This is a genomic window from Paraburkholderia sp. BR10141, from assembly GCF_056155635.1.
Genome location: NZ_JBMIQH010000021.1, coordinates 141,901 through 159,998, shown reverse-complemented (window position 1 = coordinate 159,998; position 18,098 = coordinate 141,901). Strand labels below are relative to the sequence as shown.

General features: G+C 65.2%; 17 protein-coding genes. 11 read left to right on the top strand and 6 right to left on the bottom strand.

Annotation, left to right across the window (positions count from 1 at the left end; all coding sequences use genetic code 11):
- The 5 genes from ACOJB8_RS26615 to hutG form a co-directional block, all read left to right on the top strand.
- On the top strand, positions 1–125 hold a 125-nt coding region (locus ACOJB8_RS26615; protein WP_343676248.1), incomplete at its 5' end, for a hypothetical protein.
- Positions 122–811, top strand: a complete 690-nt coding sequence (locus tag ACOJB8_RS26610) for a HutD/Ves family protein (RefSeq protein WP_342946304.1) — start codon at positions 122–124, stop codon at positions 809–811. The genes ACOJB8_RS26615 and ACOJB8_RS26610, both read left to right, overlap by 4 nt.
- Positions 811–2,043 (top strand): imidazolonepropionase, encoded by a 1,233-nt coding sequence (hutI, locus tag ACOJB8_RS26605; RefSeq protein WP_475015138.1) that lies wholly within the window; start codon positions 811–813, stop codon positions 2,041–2,043. Before ACOJB8_RS26610 ends, hutI begins: the two co-directional genes overlap by 1 nt.
- A gap of 14 nt (positions 2,044–2,057) precedes the next feature.
- Positions 2,058–3,476: a formimidoylglutamate deiminase gene (locus ACOJB8_RS26600; RefSeq protein WP_475015135.1), complete on the top strand. Its 1,419-nt coding sequence runs from the start codon at positions 2,058–2,060 to the stop codon at positions 3,474–3,476.
- 31 nt (positions 3,477–3,507) lie between these two features.
- Positions 3,508–4,317, top strand: a complete 810-nt coding sequence (hutG, locus tag ACOJB8_RS26595; RefSeq protein WP_475015133.1) for an N-formylglutamate deformylase — start codon at positions 3,508–3,510, stop codon at positions 4,315–4,317.
- 74 nt (positions 4,318–4,391) lie between these two features.
- Here the strand turns inward: hutG and ACOJB8_RS26590 are convergent, their stop codons facing one another.
- The 5 genes from ACOJB8_RS26590 to ACOJB8_RS26570 all read right to left on the bottom strand — a co-directional run bounded on the left by ACOJB8_RS26590 (position 4,392) and on the right by ACOJB8_RS26570 (position 10,303).
- Positions 4,392–5,450: a porin gene (locus tag ACOJB8_RS26590; RefSeq protein WP_475015130.1), complete on the bottom strand. Its 1,059-nt coding sequence runs from the start codon at positions 5,448–5,450 to the stop codon at positions 4,392–4,394.
- Positions 5,451–5,557: 107 nt separating this feature from the next.
- Entirely contained in the window at positions 5,558–6,985 is a 1,428-nt protein-coding gene (locus ACOJB8_RS26585; protein ID WP_475015128.1) for a purine-cytosine permease family protein, read from the bottom strand.
- Positions 6,986–7,112: 127 nt separating this feature from the next.
- Positions 7,113–8,729, bottom strand: a complete 1,617-nt coding sequence (locus ACOJB8_RS26580) for a phospholipase D family protein (RefSeq protein ID WP_475015125.1) — start codon at positions 8,727–8,729, stop codon at positions 7,113–7,115.
- 151 nt (positions 8,730–8,880) lie between these two features.
- Positions 8,881–9,186: a hypothetical protein gene (locus ACOJB8_RS26575; RefSeq protein ID WP_069267167.1), complete on the bottom strand. Its 306-nt coding sequence runs from the start codon at positions 9,184–9,186 to the stop codon at positions 8,881–8,883.
- A 253-nt stretch (positions 9,187–9,439) separates the two neighbouring features.
- Positions 9,440–10,303 (bottom strand): LysR family transcriptional regulator, encoded by an 864-nt coding sequence (locus ACOJB8_RS26570; RefSeq protein ID WP_069267166.1) that lies wholly within the window; start codon positions 10,301–10,303, stop codon positions 9,440–9,442.
- A gap of 154 nt (positions 10,304–10,457) precedes the next feature.
- Between ACOJB8_RS26570 and ACOJB8_RS26565 the strand changes: the two genes are divergently transcribed.
- The 3 genes from ACOJB8_RS26565 (at position 10,458) to ACOJB8_RS26555 (ending at position 13,980) form a co-directional block, all read left to right on the top strand.
- Positions 10,458–12,095, top strand: a complete 1,638-nt coding sequence (locus tag ACOJB8_RS26565) for a gamma-glutamyltransferase family protein (RefSeq protein WP_368685645.1) — start codon at positions 10,458–10,460, stop codon at positions 12,093–12,095.
- A gap of 98 nt (positions 12,096–12,193) precedes the next feature.
- The gene (locus tag ACOJB8_RS26560; protein WP_368603593.1) at positions 12,194–13,522 is read left to right on the top strand and encodes an MFS transporter; all 1,329 of its coding nucleotides are present in this window, start codon (positions 12,194–12,196) and stop codon (positions 13,520–13,522) included.
- A gap of 209 nt (positions 13,523–13,731) precedes the next feature.
- On the top strand, positions 13,732–13,980 hold the full coding sequence (locus ACOJB8_RS26555; RefSeq protein WP_069267164.1) for a hypothetical protein: 249 nt from the start codon (positions 13,732–13,734) through the stop codon (positions 13,978–13,980).
- A 47-nt stretch (positions 13,981–14,027) separates the two neighbouring features.
- Here the strand turns inward: ACOJB8_RS26555 and ACOJB8_RS26550 are convergent, their stop codons facing one another.
- Positions 14,028–14,987 (bottom strand): D-2-hydroxyacid dehydrogenase, encoded by a 960-nt coding sequence (locus ACOJB8_RS26550; RefSeq protein WP_475015117.1) that lies wholly within the window; start codon positions 14,985–14,987, stop codon positions 14,028–14,030.
- A gap of 347 nt (positions 14,988–15,334) precedes the next feature.
- On the opposite strand from ACOJB8_RS26550, the gene ACOJB8_RS26545 reads away from it, so the two are divergent.
- Genes ACOJB8_RS26545 through ACOJB8_RS26535 form a run of 3 tightly spaced genes read left to right on the top strand, consistent with a single transcriptional unit; the run spans position 15,335 to position 17,924 of the window.
- A complete protein-coding gene (locus ACOJB8_RS26545) occupies positions 15,335–16,525 on the top strand; it encodes a CaiB/BaiF CoA transferase family protein (RefSeq protein WP_475015115.1) in 1,191 nt (396 codons plus the stop codon).
- Between the two features lie 15 nt (positions 16,526–16,540).
- A complete protein-coding gene (locus ACOJB8_RS26540) occupies positions 16,541–17,518 on the top strand; it encodes a hydroxymethylglutaryl-CoA lyase (protein WP_475015113.1) in 978 nt (325 codons plus the stop codon).
- A 13-nt stretch (positions 17,519–17,531) separates the two neighbouring features.
- Positions 17,532–17,924: a VOC family protein gene (locus ACOJB8_RS26535; protein WP_069267160.1), complete on the top strand. Its 393-nt coding sequence runs from the start codon at positions 17,532–17,534 to the stop codon at positions 17,922–17,924.
- Positions 17,925–18,098: the final 174 nt, after the last annotated feature.

Here is an 18,098-nt window from a genome sequence, read left to right as displayed (position 1 = left end):
GTCTGGGCCGCGTGCTGCTCAACGATCCGGCCACGGGCGTGATGCGCCACGCGGACGCCGGCTACGAACTCGCGCAGCAGACCGCGCGCGAGGCAGGCCTCAAGCTGCCGATGCTCGGCCGATGAGCGGCGCGAAAGCGATAGGGGGCGCGGTGCAGGCTGCCAGGCTCACGCTGCTGCGTGGCGCGGCGCTCGTGGCGTCGCCGTGGAAGAACGGCGGCGGCGTCACGCGCGAAATCGCGGTGGCGCACGTGGCATCGCGTGCCGACGCGTCACTGGACGCGTTCGCGTGGCGCGTGAGCGTGGCCGATGTCGCGCAGGCGGGGCCGTTCTCGCGCTTCGAGGGCGTCGATCGGACGCTGGTGCTGCTCGACGGCGCGGGCATGCTGCTCGACGAAGCGGGGCGTACGCATGTGCTCACGCAGCCCCTCGACGTCGCGCATTTCGCGGGAGAAGCCGCGATCGACGCGCGCCTCGTGAACGGCGCCACGCGCGACTTCAACCTGATGGTGCGCCGCGATGCGGCGCGCGGCACGCTCGAAGTGTGGCGCGCAAACGAGCGGCGCAGCATGCATGCGCAAACGGTATTGCTCTACTGCGCGCAAGGCGGGCAGGATGTGCGCGTGGATAACGAACGTCACGTGCGCCTCGAAGCGGGTGACACGCTGCGCATCGATACGCTCGATGCGCAACGCTCCTTGAACATCGACACGCGCGGCGCGGGCGCCTTGCTCGCCGTTGCGCTAGATGTGCTGCAAGAGCCGCCGCAAGACACTACGGAAACGGCATCGCGCGATGCTGTGCATACCTGATGAAACGCACACTCTGGCAAAACCTCAACCTGTGCCCGCATGGCGATCCGGGCCACGTCGTCGAGAACGCGGCGATTGCTGTGGAAGACGGCAAGATCGCGTGGCTCGGCGCCGCTGCCGAATTGCCCGCGCCATTCACCGATTGGCCGTGCGAAGACCTGGGCGGCGCCTGGGTCACGCCAGGCCTCGTGGATTGCCACACACACCTCGTCTATGGCGGACAGCGCGCCGATGAATTCGCGCAGCGCCTTGCGGGCGTGAGCTACGAAGAAATCGCGCGGCAGGGCGGCGGCATCGTCTCGACGGTGCGCGCCACGCGCGCGGCCGACGAAGCCGCGCTGTTCGCGCAGTCGGCAACGCGTCTCGAAGCGTTGCTCGCCGAAGGCGTAACGGCAGTCGAAATCAAATCGGGCTATGGCCTCGATCTGGCGAGCGAGCGCAAGATGCTGCGCGTCGCGCGTCAGCTTGGCGAGCGTTATCCGGTCACGGTGCGGACGACGTTTCTCGGCGCACATGCGTTGCCGCCCGAGTTCGCCGGCCGCGCCGACGACTATATCGACGAAGTGTGCGAACGTATGCTTCCTGCGCTGGCCGACGAGGGGCTCGTGGACGCTGTCGATGTGTTCTGCGAACGAATCGGATTTTCGCTCGCGCAGAGCGAGCGCGTGTTCGAGGCGGCCGCGCTGCGCAAGCTTGCGGTCAAGATGCACGCCGAGCAGCTTTCCAATAGCGGCGGCGCAGCGCTCGCGGCGCGTTACAACGCGTTGTCCGCCGACCATCTCGAGTTTCTCGACGAAGCGGGCGTCGCCGCCATGAAGCAGGCGGGCACGGTGGCGGTGCTGCTGCCGGGCGCGTACTACTTCATCCGCGAAACGCAGCTGCCGCCGCTCGACTTGCTGCGGCGCTACGAGGTGCCGATCGCCATTTCGACCGACAGCAATCCGGGCACGTCGCCCGCCACTTCGCTGCTGCTCATGATGAACATGGCGACCACGCTGTTTCGCATGACCGTGCCCGAGGTGTTGCAGGGCGTGACGCGGCACGCCGCGCAGGCTTTTGGCGACGCAGAGCGTCATGGCACGCTCACGGCTGGCCGTCCCGCAGACTTTGCCGTTTGGTCGGTGCAGTCACTCGCGGAGCTGGCTTACTGGATTGGCCGTCCGCTCTGCGCGCGCGTGGTGCGCGGCGGCGAGACCGTCTTTGAGCGTCGCGCATTTGAGCGTCGCGTTTGAGCGCAATTTTCAGCATGAATCACACCATCGAAACGAATCCGACTTCGCGCGCGCTCTTCGCCGAGTACGCTTACTTGACTGACGGCTGGCGCCGCAACGTGCTGCTCGAATGGGACGCCGCGGGAACGCTGCGCAACGTGACGCCCGATCTGGCGCAAGCGCCTGAAGGCGTCGCGCGTGCGTCGGGCCCGATCACGCCTGGCATGCCTAACCTTCATTCGCATGCGTTTCAGCGCGCCATGGCGGGCCTCACCGAATATCGCGCGAACCTCACCGACAGCTTCTGGAGCTGGCGCGACCTCATGTACCGCTTCGCGGCGCGCATCACACCCGACGATCTCGGCGCGATTGCGCGCTGGCTGTATGTCGAGATGTTGAAGGCGGGCTACACCTCTGTTTGCGAATTCCACTACGTGCATCACGGCAAGGATGGCCAGCGGTATGCGAGCCCCGCCGAACTGGCGCAACGCGTGGTGGACGCAGCGAACGTGACCGGCATCGGCATGACGATGCTGCCCGTGCTCTATCAATACAGCGGCTTCGGCGCGCAAGCGCCGCGCGACGATCAGCGGCGCTTCATCAACACGCCGGAACAGTTGCTCGGCATCGTCGAAGCGCTGCGTGCGTGGCAGCCCGAGCACGGCGCGTTGCGCTACGGCGTCGCGCCCCATTCGCTGCGCGCCGTCTCGCACGACTCCTTGCGCGCGCTGCTGGAAGGCCTGGATCGAGCGCTTCCCGGTGCACCGGTGCATATTCACATCGCCGAACAAACGGCCGAAGTCGAGGCATGCATGGCGACCGAAGGCGCGCGGCCGGTGCAATGGTTGCTCGACCGCTTCAACGTCAACTCGCGCTGGTGCCTCGTCCATGCCACGCATATCGATGCGAGGGAGACCGCCGCGCTTGCGCAGAGCGGTGCGATTGCGGGTCTGTGCCTCACGACCGAGGCGAATCTTGGCGACGGCATTTTCCCCACGCGCGAGTATCTCGATGCGGCCGGCGCGTTCGGCGTGGGCTCGGACAGTCACATCGGCGTGGACTGGCGCGCGGAGCTTCGCTTGCTCGAATACGGTCAGCGGCTCGCACGGCGCGAGCGCAACGTGTTGGCCTCGACGCATCAGGCACAGGTTGCGGACCGCCTGTTCGACGCAGCGCTCGCCGGAGGCGCCAGTGCTACGGGGCGCAAGGTTGGCGCATTGAAGGAAGGCGCGCGCGCCGACTGGATCGTGCTCGACGCTCAACATCCGAACCTCGCCGAGCAAAAGCCGCTCACGTGGCTCTCGTCGGTCGTCTTTTGCGAACATGGCGAAACGCCCGTGCTCGACGTCTATACCGGTGGCGTCAAGGTCGTGGAAGCGCGCCGCCATCGCGACGAAGCCCGCCTTTACGCCGACTACCGCGCGGCGCTCGCCAGACTGCTGACTGATGATTGAACGCAGGGGCCAATTCACGAGGCAACTTTCGATGACCGATATCTTTTCGCTGGAACGCGGCACCGCGCCGCTCATCATTTCGATCCCGCACCTGGGTACGCACATTCCGGCCGCGATGCACGGCGAGTACACGGACGTGGCGCTGACCGTCGCCGATACGGACTGGCATCTCGATCGCCTTTACGCGTTTGCGAAGGAGCTGGGCGCGACCGTGCTCGGCGCGCGCGTTTCGCGCTATGTGATCGACCTGAACCGCCCGCCGAACGACGAGAGCCTCTATCCCGGCCAGACCACCACGTCGCTGTGTCCGACCGAAACGTTTCGCGGCGAGCCGGTCTACCGCGACGGCTGCGTGCCCGACGCGCCTGAGCGCCAGCGCCGCGTGAAGACATTCTGGCAGCCGTATCACGACACGCTCGCCGCCGAACTCGAGCGCCTGCGCGTGGCGCATGCGAATGTGCTGCTGTGGGAAGCGCATTCGATCGCGAGCGTTCTGCCGCGTCTGTTCGACGACAAGCTGCCCGACCTGAACATCGGCACCCAGGACGGCCGCACGGTGAACCCGGCGGTGCAGGCGCGCGCGGAACGCGCGGCGGCGGCAAGCGGCTATTCGTGGATCGCGAACGGACGTTTCAAGGGCGGCTACATCACGCGCCATTTCGGCGCGCCGCAGGACGGCGTGCATGCGATCCAGCTGGAGATGTGCCAGTCGGTTTACATGAACGAAACGGCGCCGTTCGACTACGTTCCCGCGCTTGCGGAGAAAGTCCAGCCGGTGCTGCGCGAAATGGTGGGCGGCGCGCTTGCGGAAATCGAGGCGATGAACGCCGCTGCGGCCTGAGCATTCCCGACGGCCGTCCAGGCTGGGCGTGGGCACAACGGCTCTCGATCGACGATCGAGAGCCGTTGTTGCGTTTAGAAGCGGTGAACGATGCCGATCTGCACGCCACGCGCGTCCGCGCCGGGGTAGGCGAGCGGCAGGCCCGGATTCGCCGCGCCGGCGAGCGTGTAACTTGCCTGGTTACGGTTGCGCAAGAACGAAAGTGCGCCGTAGAAGTTCGTGGTTTTCGACAGGTCGTATTCGTACATCAAACCGATCTGATCGGCATTGTCCCCTTGCGACGTCCGATCGTGCAGGGTGGCGTAGCCGAGCGACACGGCATTGTTCACGTTGAACTGATACTTCGCGGAAAGGCCCACGGTATAGGCGTTCAGCGCCAGGTCGGGCCATTTCATGTCCGAATAGCCGCCGAAGATCGTGACGCGCCCGATCGCGTACGAGGCGCCCGCCATGATCGTGCGGTCTGTTGCGCTACCCTCGCTGTTTTTGAGCCACTGTCCCGCCACGAACGTGGCGAATGGGCCGTGCGCATAGGTCACGTCGAACTGTTGACTCGAGCCCGCGGAGCGCAGGCCGCCTGCGTCGCCGAAGCCCACGTAGATGCCGGCCTGAAGGCCCGCGAACTCCGGCGTGACATAGGAGACGGTGTTGCTCGTTCGGAACGTGAACACCGTGAGGTTGTCCATGGCCGAAGCCTGTGTCACGCCGCCAAAAGCGTCCTGGCCGCCTTGATCGTTGAAGAGCGGCGAATTTTGCCGGCCCACGCGCAACTGGCCCCAGCCGCCCGAGAGGCCGACCCATGCCTGGCGATCGAACAGCGAGCCCTTGGTGGCCAGCGTGCCGTCCGTGGGGTTGAAGCCGTTTTCGAGGGCGAACGACAGCGTCTGCCCGCCGCCCAGGTCTTCCTTGCCTTTGAGGCCGAAGCGGCTGCCCCATTGACCGCTCGAACCGAGCGCGGCCGTGTAGCCATCGCCGGTGTTGACGTATTGGGCGAATTCGTCGATGAGCCCATAGAGCGTCACGCCGTCCTGGGCAAGCGCGTTGTGCGCGAAGAGGCCGAGTGCGGTGGCGCAAAGTGAGTTTCTCGTGGCGCGAGCGGAAGGGCGAACAGCTGTAGCGGGGTGCTTTTTCATTATCAGTACAACTATTTTTCGGAGGAATGAAACGAACGCGCGGGTGGTGAGGCCCGCGCGAATGGGAACTATGTGGATCAGCGAAGCGGCGCGCTGCGCCGCACGGGTCAATCCTGCTCGACCGGCAGGATCAGGCGTTCCGGAATGACCGGCGGCGTGAGGCGCATGGCGGCGTAGTAGAGCACGCCCGGCACGATCAGGCCGAGAATCCACGAGATGTCCGTGCCGCCGAGTGCGTCGACGAAGGGGCCCGTATAGAAGCTCGTCGAGATGAACGGCATTTGCACCAGCACGCCGAGCACGTAGATGCCAATGGCCTTGGCGTTCCAGCGGCCGTAGCGGCCATCGGGATTCGAGAGCGCCGGCACGTCGTAGCGCGAGCGCGTGAAGCAGTAGAAGTCCACCAGGTTGATCGCGCTCCACGGTGTGAAGAACGCCAGCAGAAACAGGATGAACGCCGTGAATTCCTTGAGGAACGAGTGGCGCCCCGCAAGCGCGACGAGCGTCGAGATGCCCACCATGCCGATGATGTAGAGGAAGCGGTGGCGCGTGGAAATTGCACGCTTCGCGCGAAACGCGCTCACGATCGTCGCCATCGACATGAAGCTGCCGTAGGCGTTGAGCGTGGTGACGGTGAGCTTGCCGAACGCAATGCTGAAGTAGAGCATCGCGGCGACCGCGCCGCTCGCGCCGAGGCTCACGATATACGCCACCTCATGGTGCGCGAACGCGTGGCCCGCGAGCGCGGCCGCAAACACGCCGAACACCATCGCTGCCTGCGCGCCGACCACCGAGCCGAGCCCGACGGCGAGGAACGTGCGCACGGGCGAAGTCGAGCGCGGCAGGTAGCGCGAATAGTCGGCAACGTAGGGGCCGAATGCGATCTGCCACGAAGCCGATAGCGACATGGAAAGCAGGAAGCTCGCGATCGAAAAATGGCGATTGGCCAACAGCGCGCCGATATCGTGGTGCGTAAAGAGTTGCGCGAACATGAACACGAACGCGAGCACGCCGATCACGCTGGCAATGCGGCCGACGAAGTGAATCGAGCGATAGCCGAGCAGCGTCAGCACAACGATGAGTGCCGCGAAGAGGCAGATGCCCGCGGTATCGGAAACGTCGAGCAGTTGCGCCGTGGCCTGGCCGGCAAGCACCGTGCCGCTCGCGGAAAAGCCGACGTACATGATGCAGACGAGCACGATTGGAATGGCCGCGCCGTAGACGCCGAACTGCACGCGGCTGGAGATCATCTGCGGCAGGCCGAGCTGCGGGCCTTGCGCGCCGTGCAGCGCCATGACCGTGCCGCCTATGAGTTGGCCAGCCAATAGCGCGATGAGCGACCAGAAGACGTCTCCGCCAAGCACGACGGCGAGCGCGCCGGTAATGATCGCGGTGACCTGCAGGTTCGCGGAAAGCCAGAGCGTGAACTGGCTGAACAGGCTGCCGTGGCGCTCAGAATCGGGGATGTAGTCGATCGAACGCGTTTCCAGGATCTTGCGGCCATCGGTTTCGAGGTTGGCGACGGATTCAGGCATGGCCACGGACGGCTCCGAACATTGGGGTGAGTGCAGGGCGTCCGCGAGCCGCGGACGATGGGAATGTCCGCATGATGTTGTATAGACAACTTAGGAGAAATTGGGGATTACCCTGTCGATGCGTGGCTTACAAAAGCCACTCGATAGGCAGGGTGGAGAAGAACCAGACGCTCAGGCGCTGGTTCCATGTGGTGTTCGGCTCGGTGTCGTAGCGGATGACCGTGTCATCGGAAAGGCGCGTCCAGTAGAGCTTGCCGTTCTCGTCGAGGTGCGCCTGATACGCGAGCTGCGGCACGCGCGTCCAGAACGCTTTTTCGATCTGGGTGGCGAGCACGGGGCTGTCGATCACGAGCCCGAGTTCGGTGTTGAGGTTGGCCGAACGCGGGTCGAAATTCACCGAGCCGACGAAGACACGCTCTGCATCCACAGCGAAGGTCTTGGCGTGCAGGCTCGAGCCCGTGCTGCCGAACGGGCCACTGCCTGCGCCTTTGCCCGCGGCTTTGTCTGAACCCTTGCTCGTGCCCGCCGCGCGCCGCAGTTCGAACAGCTCCACGCCGCCTTTGAGCAGCGCCACGCGGCGCCGCGCGTAGCCGGAATGGACGGCGGACACATCGGTGGCTTCGAGCGAGTTCGTCAGTACTCGCACGGTCACGCCCTGGGCGGCGAGCTGGGTGAAGTATTGCGTGCCCACCTCGCCCGGCACGAAGTACGGCGAAACCAGATCGAGTTCGCGGTGCGGATCGCCGACGATCTCGTGGAGCTGGCTGAGGATGAGCGTCTCCTTGGGCGCCGTGCCCAGCGCTTTGGCCGGATCGTCGCTGACCAGCTGCGTCTTCGCCCATTCGAGCGGCAGCGTGCCGTCCAGCAGACGGCGCACGTCGGTGGTCTTGCGCAATGATTCGATGTATTCCGCCGCGGCCGGATCGGTGCGCGCGGCAAGCGCTTCGCGATCGAGTGTAGCGAGTGCATCGGGCGCCACGTAGGGCAGGATTTGGGACGCGGGGAATGACGAAGCGCTGGCCCAGTAGCGGTCGAAGTCGTTCGCGACATCGGTGGCGGCGGGGCCGATGGCGAGCACGTCGAGGTCGGCGAATACGACGCCGTCGGTCGCGCCAAAATATTCGTCGCCGATATTGCGGCCGCCAAGGATGGTCGCCACGCCGTCAGCCGTGAGCGACTTGTTGTGCATGCGCCGGTTCAGCCGCGAGAAGTCGGTGATAAAGCCGATGGCTTTGGGTTTGCGCGTGACGAACGGGTTGAACAGCCGAACCTCGATGTTGGGATGCCCATTGAGCGCCGCGAGCGTGGGGTCGAGGGAGGACGGAATGCCGTTGTCGTCGAGCAGCAGGCGCACGCGCACGCCGCGGTCGGCGGCTTCGCGCAGTTCTTCGAGCAGCAGCGTACCCGTGAGATCGTTGCGCCAGATGTAGTACTGGACGTCCAGCGTACGCTGGGCATTGCGCACGAGCGCCACGCGCGAGGCGAAGGCGTCCAGCGGGTTCGCGAGCGGGTCGATGCCGGTGAAGTCGGGATGGGTGGCGAGTTCGGCCGCTACGGCTTTGCCAAGTTGAGTCGATCGCGCTTCGGCTGACGTGAGCGCAGTCGTTTGCGTGCGCTCGCCGATAGGAGGTAACTGCTGACACGCGGCAAGACCTGTGGCGAGCGCGATTGCGCACAGCGGCAACGCCATGGCGCGCAGTTTTCGCAACCCGTTTGCAGTCAGCGCGATGAGCGATCTTTGCATGGAGCGTCCGCTTTTCCGTGTCGATCCCGCTTCGAGGCGCGAAGCGCGGGGCTTCGCGAGTGAGCGTGCAACGACGTTAGCTTACGCGATTGGCGTGGCGGGCACCACGACGGGCGTACAGCCCAGGAGCGAACGCGTGGGTGTTGCGAGCTTAGTGCGCGTCGAGCGCCGCTTGCGCGCGGGCGCGGGAGTCTTGCGCCGACTGGTTGCGCTCGGCCCGGGCGTCACGTGCTTCCTGCTTGAAGGTCTGGCGAGCTTCCGCCGTGCGGGCGCGCTGTTGCCGGTTGGCCTCGCGAACTTCCATGCGCTTCTGAACGATCGGGTCGTTATGCGTCACCGTGGTGGCGGGCTGGCCTTCTTGGCTTGCCGGTGCGGGGGTCTGTGCAAACACCTGGCCCGCAAACAGGGCGCTGGCCACGATGGCGACGACGGCAACGGTGCGAGTTCTGATTTTCATGAGTTTCTCTCCGGAAAATAAGTTTGGGTTGCTAATTAATTCTCGTGCTCGGGTAAAGCCGAGAGCGGGGCCTGTCGAGCGATCAGAGGCGGGTGGCCTCGTCCGCTCTTGTCTTCTGAGCTTTCATTTTACTTTCCAGTTGAGGCAGGTCAACCCGAGAGAGGCTCTAGCGACCTGGCCGTGCGGCCGCAATGCGCCTATTCATAGGCCATTGAGGAATTCGCATGACAGATGGTCGCAGTTGCGCGTTCTGTCACCGACGCAGCATGTCTGCAATCGTTTGTGTGAGCAACGTCTGCTTGTGTGCTTTCCGGTGAATCATCCCCACCGTGCGGATGAGTGGCCGCCCAGGCAGCGGCACGAGTCGCAGATTCGGATCGCTCTGCCATTTGCCGCCTTGCAGGACGGGCAGCACACTCACGCCCACGTCGTTGCGCACCAGCGAGACGATCGTTTCGATCGAGTTCAGCTCCAGGTATTCGAGCGGTTCGATGCCTAGCTCGCGCAGGGCGCGGTCGATCACGACGCCCGTCGGCACGCGCCGGTCGAAGCGCAGAAAGCTGCGCTCGCGCAGGATGCGTCGCGCATCGTCGCCGGGCGTCGCGCAGCTCGTCACGAGCATGAGGGGCTCTTCGTAGAGCGGCGTCCAGGCGAGCGACTCGTGAAGCGAACCATCTGCACTGCCAACTACGACGGCGAGGTCCACGTCGCCGTCTTCCACCATGCGCGCCAGTTCGTTCGAGCGCGCCGAGGTGAGGCGCACTTCGAGTTCCGGGTGGCCCGTTTTCAGATGCGCGACGGCCAGCGAAAGCGCGCCGATCACCGACACCACCGCGCCGATGATGATCGAGCCGCGCATCGTGTCGCCCGCGCTGGCGGGCAACTCGTCGATCAGCGCGAGAATGTGATCGACCTTCGCGCAGATCTCGCGGCCTTCGCGCGTGAGCGCGACCTGGCGCGCGCGGCGGTCGAAGATCTGCCGGCCGAGAGCCTCTTCGAGCCCGCGCATTTGCAGGCTCACGGCCGCCTGGGTGAGCGCCGATTTTTCTGCCGCCGTGGCGAACGACCCGCTGCGTGCGACGGCCTGCAAGGTGCGGAGCATGCGTAGGGTTAGCATGTAAATAAAACTTAAGTGTCGACAATAAAATATTAATATTTTTTCGCTTGATCCTTCAAGATAATCGACAGATCGGCGTGAGCCGTGCGCCCCGCAATTGAGTGCGGCCGTGCGCGTGCCGCTGCTTTCGTTCATTACCGGAATCCGGACTTCCATGACGCGCTTCAACTGGCAAAACCCCTATCCGACGCCGCGCCTGCCGGTGTTCGCCCGCAATATCGTTTCGACATCGCATCCGCTTGCCGCGCAGGCCGGGCTGCGCATGCTCTGGAAAGGCGGAAATGCCGTCGACGCCGCCATCGCCGCCGCGGCCGCCATCACGGTGGTCGAGCCGGTATCGAACGGCCTGGGCAGCGATTGCTTTGCGCTCGTGTGGGATGGCGCGAAGCTGCACGGCCTGAACGCGTCGGGCAACGCGCCGGCGGCGTGGAGCGTCGACTATTTCCGCCGCAAATACGGCGAGGAAAACGGTCTCGCGAAGCAGCCCAAACGCGGCTGGGACACGGTGACCGTGCCTGGCGTGATCGCGGGCTGGGAAGCGCTGCATGCGAAGTTCGGCAAGCTGCCATTCGCGGACCTGATGGAACCGGCCATCGAGATCGCGGAGCGCGGCCATGCGGTAGCGACTATCGTCACGCGCAAGTGGCAGGCGGCGATTCCCGAGCTGCACAATCAGCCGGGCTTTGCCGAAACGTTCATGCCGCGCGGCCGCGCGCCCGAAGTGAGCGAGCGCGTGTGCTTCCCCGGCCACGCCGCCACGCTGCGGCGTCTTGCGGAACGCGGTCCGCGCGACTACTACGAGGGCGAGCTCGCCGAGCGCATCGCCGCGTTTGCGCGCGAAGGCGGCGCGGCGCTCACGCTGGACGACCTGCGCAACTATCGCCCGGAATGGGTCGAGCCGATCGGCAAGAACTATCGCGGCTACACGGTCCACGAGATTCCGCCGAACGGACAGGGCATCGCCGCGCTGATCGCGCTCGGCATTCTCGAGCAGTTCGACATGGGCTCGCTCGCGCTCGACAGCCTCGAATCGCAGCATCTGCAGATCGAGGCCATGAAGCTCGCGTTCGCCGACGTCTATCGCTACGTTGCCGATCCGCGTTCGATGGAAGTCACGCCCGAGCAGATGCTCGACGACGCCTATCTGAAAGCGCGCGCGAAGCTGATCGACCCGAAGCGCGCCACGCATTTCGATTTCGGCATGCCGCGTTCGGGCGGCACGATCTATCTCTCCGCCGTGGACGAGCGCGGCATGATGGTCAGCTTCATCCAGTCGAACTACATGGGCTTCGGTTCGGGCGTGGTCGTACCGGGCACGGGCATCGCGCTGCAGAACCGCGGCTGCGGCTTTTCGATGGACCCGGCATCGCCCAACGTCGTGGCAGGCGGCAAGCGCCCGTTTCACACCATCATTCCGGCGTTCCTCACGCAGCAGGTGGACGGCCGCCAGGAAGCGGTGATGAGCTTCGGCGTAATGGGCGGCGACATGCAGCCGCAAGGGCATTTGCAGTCGGTCGTGCGCATGCTCGACTACGGCCAGCAGCCGCAGGCCGCGTGCGATGCGCCGCGCTGGAAGGTCAACCGCGACTTCACGCTCGACATCGAATCGACCTTCAACCCGCAGACGGCGCGCGCGCTGCAAGGGCTCGGCCACGAGATCAAGGGCATCGACGATCCGTACATGGACTTCGGCTCGGGCCAGTTCATCTGGAAGCTCGATCGCAACGATCCCGAGCGCGGCTATGTGGCCGCGAGCGACACGCGCCGCGACGGGCTCGCAGCGGGTTTCTAGGCGGCAAACCGGCAAGCAGTATTTGACGCGAGCGGGAATACCTCGCTCGCGGTTCACGACGATCAATGAGTAGACCAAATAAAAACGGAGGAACTGACATGGAGACCGGTTCATCGGTAACGGGTGCGCCGCTCAGCCGCGGCATGGTGCGCCGCATCGTGTTCTCCTCGTCGATCGGCAATGCGCTGGAGTGGTTCGACTTTCTCGTGTACGGCTACTTCGCGCCGATCATCGCGAAGCAGTTCTTTCCCGTGCACGACGAATGGCTGTCCACGCTGCTGGCGGTCGGCACCTTCGGCATCTCTTTCCTCATGCGGCCGCTCGGCGCGATCGTGCTGGGCGTCTACGGCGACCGCAAGGGACGCAAGGCAGCGCTCACGCTCGCCATTGCGCTCATGATGGCGGGCACGCTCGCCATGGCCGTCATGCCTCCGTATGCGTCGATCGGCATCGCCGCGCCGCTCCTGATCCTGCTCGCGCGCCTCGTGCAGGGCTTTGCCGTAGGCGGTGAATTCGGCAGCGCGACGGCGTTCATGGTCGAGCACAGCCCCTCGAAGCGCGGCTACTATGCGAGCTGGCAGTTCGCGAGCCAGGGCGCGGCCGCGATTCTCGCAGCGTCGTTCGGCGGCGTGCTCGCATGGTGGCTGCCGCCCGAGCAGTTGCAGGCGTGGGGCTGGCGCGTGCCGTTCTTCTTCGGGCTCGTGCTCGGGCCCGTGGGCTGGTACATTCGCTCGCATCTGGACGAGACGCCCGAATTCGTCGCGAACCAGCAAGCGCACAGCGAACAGGATGCGCGCGCAACGAGTGAGCCGGGGCTCGGGCGCCAGTGGGTGAACCTGGTGCTCGCGGTGGGTATCGTTGCCCAGTCCACCGTCGGCGTGTACATCCTCCAGCTCTACATGCCGATGTACGCGGTGAAGCAGCTCCACATGGCGGCGGCAACCTCGTTCGGCGTGGTCGTGCTCAACGGCGGCCTGCAGTTCGCGCTTTCGCCGGTGATGGGCGCGCTCTCGGACCGCATCGGCCGCATCCGCATCATGCTGACCACGTCGATCCTGCTCGCGGCGCTCACGTATCCCATGTTCGCGCTGCTGCAGCGACACCCCACGCTCGGCTGGCTGCTCGTGCTCCAGGGCGCGGCGGGCATCTTCAAGGCCGCCTATTCGGGCCCGATGCCAGCGCTGATGTCGGAGATCTTTCCCGTGCGCGTGCGCTCTGCGGGGCTTTCCATCGCGTATAGCCTTGGCGTGACGCTCTTCGGCGGCTTCGCGCCGACGATTGCCGAAGTGCTGATTCACGTGACGGGCGATACGCTCGCTCCCGCGTATTACGTCTCGCTTGCCGCCGTGATCTCGGGCGTTTCGCTCGCGATCGTCGGCTGGCGGACGATGCGGAAGGCTTCGATGCGCACCACGCTCGCGAGCTGAAATTCGGAAGTCCGAACTGGCCCGATTGTTCTTGCGCCCGCAGAATCGCTCCTTAAACAGGGCGTGAATGCGGGCGCGGTGTTTTTGCACGACTTCTTCGCGACTTCGTGCGGGCCTCGCTGAAGCGTCACGAAAGTGGTGATATAGTCGCCCCCTCACCGCCGTCCGGCGGGGCGAGCATTACGTTTTGTCAGGTTTCGGGAGAGTATATGGCAGTCGAATATCGTGGCTTTCGAGTCACTGTCGATGCGAAAGCAGACGCGACGGACACGCAATGGCTGTGCCGCGCGGTCATGGAAGGTGTCGACGCACAGGTGGAAACGGCGAAGCTGCCTTCCGTGGAGCTTGCCATTCCCAAGCTGAAGATCGATGTGCTGATGGCGCTGAGCGTGGTCGAGCAAACGGCGAAGCAGGCCGTCGACGAATGGTGGCACGCCAGGCAGCCGGAAATGGCCTGATGTTTCAGGCGCAGGCAACCCCGCGCTGCGGTTGCCGCGCCTCGCGCTCAACGCGCACTGACCCGATTGCGCGGCGTGCCTTCGCAAAACGCCGCGATGTTTTCCACGAGTTGATCCGCAAGCGCCTGCATGGCTTCATCGCTCGCCCACGCAACGTGGGGTGTGAGGATGAACGCCGGATGCGAGACGATGGCCTGAAACGGGTGATCGGCAGGCAACGGTTCCTGCGTCACGACATCGAATCCCGAGCCTGAAATCGCTCCGCTTTGCAGGGCGTCCACCAACGCCGCTTCGTTCACGAGTCCCCCACGCGCCGTATTGATCAGCAAGGGCCGCCGCTTCATGCGCGCGAATGCCGTGGCGTCGATCAGATCCCGCGTTTCCACGGTGAGCGGACAATGCAGCGTAATGATGTCGCTTTCTTCTAGCAGCGCTTCGAGCGGCACGTAGCCCGCTTGCGCGTCGTTGCGCGTCTTGCGCGCGGCGAACAGCACGCGCAGGCCGAGCGCGCGTCCCATTTGCGCGACGGCCTGTCCCAGTGCGCCGTCCCCGATGACGCCGAGCGTCGAACCCGCGAGATTGCGGATCGGATGATCAAAGAAGCAGAACTGCCCCGATTCGAGCCAGCGCCCTGCGCGCACGGCGTCGCGATACGCGGCCAGGCTGCGGCGCAGCGCAAATATCAATGCGAACGTATGTTCCGGCACGCTGTTGCCGGCGTAGTCGCGCACGTTGCTCACGACGATGCCGCGCGTCGCGCAGGCGGCCAGATCGACGTTGTCTGTACCCGTGGCGGCGACGGCGACCATGCGCAGGCGGGTCGCGCCAGCCAGCGCTTCGGCGCTGATGCGCGCCTTGTTCGTGATGACGATATCGGCGTGGCGAATGCGGGCGGCGACCTCTTCGGGCGCGGTGCGCTCGAAGGTTTCCAGGGTGTGGTCGAACGGCAGCGGACGCAGCCGCGTCTGGGGCGCGAGCGTCGCGCGATCGAGAAAAACGACGTGCATGATGTCTGGCCTGAGCGAAAGAGGGGGCAGTACGTCCATTGTCGCGCACCCGGTGCCCCGCTGGCTCGCTCGATCCGCCAACTGGGTTTCCGGTGAGGAAATGCGCAGCGACGCCGCGCCACAGGCCTTCGCTGCCTTTCCATTTGCTCAAGCCAGATTGAGCAAGCATCGATTATCAAAGGGTGCGGGCCGGTTCATCATGTCTCCCATAGTCAGTCGCAGACAGTCCGAAATAACCCCTTTCATGGGACCAGAGTCAGGAGCTTTGCATGGGATCAGAGTAAGCGCTAAAGCGCTAACGCTCATCGACAGCTTTGCCCTGACTCTGGTCGACAGGAGACACAGCCATGCCACGACCACTCGAAGGCATCCGCGTTCTGGAGCTCGGACAGCTCATCGCGGGTCCGTTTGCTGGCCGCATGCTCGCCGAGTTCGGCGCGAGCGTCATCAAGGTGGAGCCGCCCGGCGTGGGCGATCCGTTGCGCAAGTGGCGCCTGCTGCACGACGGGACGTCGGTCTGGTGGGCCGCCCAGTCGCGCAACAAGGAATCCATCACGCTCGATCTGCGCACGCCCGAAGGGCAGGACGTGATTCGCCGTCTCGTAGCGGAAACCGACGTCCTGATCGAAAACTTCCGCCCCGGCACGCTCGAAGGCTGGGGCCTCGGCTGGGACGAACTCAGCGCGATCAATCCCGGCCTCATCATGCTGCGCGTGTCGGGCTACGGGCAGACCGGCCCGTATCGCGACCGGCCCGGTTTCGGCGTGGTCGCCGAAGCGATGGGCGGCCTGCGTCACCTGAGCGGCGAGCCTGAGCGCACACCGGTGCGCGTCGGCATCTCGATCGGCGATTCGCTCTCTGCGCTGCATGGCGTCATCGGCGTCCTGCTGGCGCTGCGGCATCGCGAGCAGCAGGGCGGACGGGGCCAGGTCGTCGACGTCGCGCTCTACGAGTCGGTCTTCAACATGATGGAAAGCCTGCTGCCCGAGTATTCGGTGTTCGGGGCCGTGCGCCAGCCGGCAGGCAGCAGCCTGCCCGGCATCGCGCCGAGCAACGCCTACCGCTGCAGCGACGGCAAGTACGCGCTGATCGCAGGTAATGGCGACAGCATCTATCGCCGCCTGATGGAACGCATCGGCCGCCCGGACCTGGGCAACGATCCGGCGCTCGCGCAGAACGACGGACGCGTCGCGCAGGTCGAGCGCATCGACGCCGCCATCGGCGAATGGACCGCGCGGCACACGCTCGACCAGGTGCTCGCGGCGCTCAACGAGGCGCGTATTCCAGCGGGCCGCATCTACGACATCGCGGACATCGCGGCCGATCCGCATTACCACGCCCGCGAGATGATCGTGGACGATACCTTGCCCGACGGCACGGCGGTGCAAGTGCCGGGCGTGGTGCCCAAACTGTGCGGCACACCCGGCACGATCGAGCGTAGCGCGCCGACGCTCGGCGAGCATACCGAAACGGTGCTGGAATCGATAGGCGTAGACGCCGCTACGCGCGAAACATGGCGCGCGCGCGGTGTGATCTGAACGGAGAGCGGCAAGATGACAACCGGAAATAAGGACAACTTCAAGGGCAAGGTGCTGTATCTGAACGAAGTCGCGACGCGCGACGGTTTCCAGAACGAAGCCGCCTTCATCGACACTGACGACAAGATCGCGCTGATCGACCGCCTGAGCGCCTGCGGCTACGCGAAGATCGAAGTGACCTCGTTCACGTCGCCCAAGGCGATTCCCGCACTGCGCGACGCCGAGGCGGTGATGCACGGCATCGAGCGCGTGCCGGGCGTCGTCTATACGGTGCTCGTGCCGAACGTGCGCGGCGCGGAGCGCGCGCTGTCGTGCAACGTCAATGAAGTGAATCTCGTGATGTCGGTGAGCGAGACTCACAATCGCACCAACCTGCGCATGACGCGCGAGCAGTCGTTCGCGCAGTTGCGCGACGTGATCGACACCGTGCGCGGCACGGGCGTCGCGATCAATGTTTCGCTCTCCACAGCAATGGGCTGCCCGATGCAAGGCGACGTGGCCGTGCAGGACGTGCTCGGCTGGATGCAGCGTTTTGCCGAACTGGGCGTGCAGGGCGTGACGCTTTGCGATACCACCGGCATGGCGCATCCCGCGCAGATACGGACGTTGTGCGAAAGCGCTGCGCAGGCGTTCGGCACACTCGAACTGACGCTGCACTTTCACAACACGCGCGGCATGGCGCTCGCCAACACGCTTGCGGCGCTCGATGCGGGCATCGTGCGCTTCGACGCTTCGCTTGGCGGTCTTGGCGGCTGTCCGTACGCGCCGGGTGCGAGCGGCAATGTGTGCACCGAAGAACTCGTGCACATGCTCGAACTCGACGGCTACGACACCGGCGTCGATCTCGCCGCCGTGCTCGACGCCGCCGCGCTGTTGCCCGGCCTGATCGGTCATGACGTGCCCAGCCAGATTCTGAAGGCCGGCCGCCGCCTCGACCTGCATCCGGTGCCTGAGCAGGCGCAAGGCATGCCCCCACAACGCGCGTACTCATGACAAGGAGCGAAGCATGGCGTTGATCGACCACCTCGACCACCTGGTGCTGACCTGCGTGGACCCTGAGGCAACGAAGCACTTCTATACGGAAGTCTTGCAGATGCAACTGGAGACCTTCGGTGCGGGGCGGCTCGCGTTTCGCTTCGGCAACCAGAAGATCAATCTGCATGTGCGTGGCGCGGAATTCGAGCCCAAGGCGCATGTGCCGGTGCCGGGCGCGCTCGATCTGTGCTTCATCGCCGCGGTGCCGCTCGATGTGGTGATCGCGCATCTCGCCGGGAAGAACTGGCCGATCGTCGAAGGTCCGGTCGAGCGCACGGGTGCGACGCAGAAGATTCGCTCCGTTTATGTGCGTGACCCCGATCTGAACCTCATCGAGATTTCCGAGCCGATCCAGGCCGGTTGATCCCTCTCGCCAGTTTTTGCCGTCGAGCCGGGGGGCGCCGGTTGGGCGGCGAGCACGCCGGCCCGCATGGCCGGCACGCGGACGTGCATCGCAGCACGTCCGCCTCTCCATTCGCACATCTGCACTTCCTCCCGAGCCCGCGATGCAGGACAATCGTCTCTCGCGCCGGCTTTG

Bases quoted from the DNA above. Each gene is read 5' to 3' on its own strand.
- ACOJB8_RS26610 (WP_342946304.1), top strand. From the start codon at position 122: ATGAGCGGCGCGAAAGCGATAGGGGGCGCGGTGCAGGCTGCCAGGCTC.
- hutI (WP_475015138.1), top strand. From the start codon at position 811: ATGAAACGCACACTCTGGCAAAACCTCAACCTGTGCCCGCATGGCGAT.
- ACOJB8_RS26600 (WP_475015135.1), top strand. From the start codon at position 2,058: ATGAATCACACCATCGAAACGAATCCGACTTCGCGCGCGCTCTTCGCC.
- hutG (WP_475015133.1), top strand. From the start codon at position 3,508: ATGACCGATATCTTTTCGCTGGAACGCGGCACCGCGCCGCTCATCATT.
- ACOJB8_RS26590 (WP_475015130.1), bottom strand. From the start codon at position 5,450: ATGAAAAAGCACCCCGCTACAGCTGTTCGCCCTTCCGCTCGCGCCACG.
- ACOJB8_RS26585 (WP_475015128.1), bottom strand. From the start codon at position 6,985: ATGCCTGAATCCGTCGCCAACCTCGAAACCGATGGCCGCAAGATCCTG.
- ACOJB8_RS26580 (WP_475015125.1), bottom strand. From the start codon at position 8,729: ATGCAAAGATCGCTCATCGCGCTGACTGCAAACGGGTTGCGAAAACTG.
- ACOJB8_RS26575 (WP_069267167.1), bottom strand. From the start codon at position 9,186: ATGAAAATCAGAACTCGCACCGTTGCCGTCGTCGCCATCGTGGCCAGC.
- ACOJB8_RS26570 (WP_069267166.1), bottom strand. From the start codon at position 10,303: ATGCTAACCCTACGCATGCTCCGCACCTTGCAGGCCGTCGCACGCAGC.
- ACOJB8_RS26565 (WP_368685645.1), top strand. From the start codon at position 10,458: ATGACGCGCTTCAACTGGCAAAACCCCTATCCGACGCCGCGCCTGCCG.
- ACOJB8_RS26560 (WP_368603593.1), top strand. From the start codon at position 12,194: ATGGAGACCGGTTCATCGGTAACGGGTGCGCCGCTCAGCCGCGGCATG.
- ACOJB8_RS26555 (WP_069267164.1), top strand. From the start codon at position 13,732: ATGGCAGTCGAATATCGTGGCTTTCGAGTCACTGTCGATGCGAAAGCA.
- ACOJB8_RS26550 (WP_475015117.1), bottom strand. From the start codon at position 14,987: ATGCACGTCGTTTTTCTCGATCGCGCGACGCTCGCGCCCCAGACGCGG.
- ACOJB8_RS26545 (WP_475015115.1), top strand. From the start codon at position 15,335: ATGCCACGACCACTCGAAGGCATCCGCGTTCTGGAGCTCGGACAGCTC.
- ACOJB8_RS26540 (WP_475015113.1), top strand. From the start codon at position 16,541: ATGACAACCGGAAATAAGGACAACTTCAAGGGCAAGGTGCTGTATCTG.
- ACOJB8_RS26535 (WP_069267160.1), top strand. From the start codon at position 17,532: ATGGCGTTGATCGACCACCTCGACCACCTGGTGCTGACCTGCGTGGAC.